Annotated in this window: 2 protein-coding genes; both read right to left on the bottom strand. The window is 49.0% G+C overall.

What is annotated here, in order from left to right:
* On the bottom strand, positions 1 to 569 hold a 569-nt coding region (locus KDK18_RS02320), incomplete at its 3' end, for a hypothetical protein (RefSeq protein ID WP_257252911.1).
* 84 nt (positions 570 to 653) lie between these two features.
* On the bottom strand, positions 654 to 1,062 hold a 409-nt coding region (locus KDK18_RS02315), incomplete at its 5' end, for a hypothetical protein (protein WP_257252910.1).

Raw genomic sequence — 1,062 nt, 5'->3', positions numbered from 1 at the left:
TGTTCATAAAGCCTGGTTTCAGGCAGTGGCCCATTATTATGGTATTGATCAATCCTGTCAATCAGTCTCGGCAAGGATTTTATTCCCTTTTCCGCCTCACTGAGCATCGTGTTTACGTTCTCAGACCTGAGAACAGCATAGAGAATTTTACCCCTTATGCTTTCTCTTTCCGGACGGCTGAAACCCGGAATAACCCCTTCAGCCACATCAATTACCAGACGTTTTCTATCCTTTTTAGTCAGCTCCCCGCTCTCAAGAGCCTTCATCACCTGGTCATGCAACAAAACCTCTGCTTCACGCTCCCGGGCTCTTTGCGCTTTCGCGCCGTGAGTGGGAGAAAGAAAGGCAAACAGCCTTTTGAAGATGTTTCCACGGGGTTTGACACTGACGACCTTTCTCCCCCTGAAAGTAGCCGAAGTGTCTTGCTCTGGTGCCCCCGAATCGCTAATCAATTCAAGCCGACCCGTTTTTCCTTTCCTGCAAAACTTCTCAAGCTTCTCAACATTGTCCAATAAATCAGCGAACTGAGAACTCGCTGGTGTTGGGGCTCCTGCGCCTCCAATGCTCATAGCTATAGGCCTCCCTGCCTTAGTCATTTACAAAATAGAACGATAAACAAGTGCTTTCGTTATTGATCAATGCAACCGTCAAACTCAGTTGTTTAGCTGAGAACCCAGGAACACTTCGCCTCGTTGAATAACAAAGTCAGCTGTTCTCTGCTGCCCCCCCTCAAGCGCTGCCTGGTGCAAAGCCGGAGCAAATGGATTGGTATCGTTGGCCGTTTGGTGAGTGAAGTTCTGCAGGTGCAGAACATTTTCCCTGGCTCCGGTCAATCCGCTGTAGCTCATGAAATGGGGGCTGGCTGCGGCATCACCGGCTACTGTCACGGTCAAATCATGTCCGTGAGTTTGCTCAGTCACAACACTCTGCTCAACCCGGTGCTGCTGCAATGGAAAGACCGAAGAAAACTTGTCATTTATTTTGTCCAATGTCGCCCCCAATGACCCGGATTGATCAATACCATAATAATGGGCCACTGCCTGAAACCAGGCTTTATGAACA

Source organism: Endozoicomonas sp. SESOKO3 (assembly GCF_024606255.1).
Note: the sequence above shows the minus strand (reverse complement) of the source record. Positions and strands in the feature narration are given on the sequence as shown.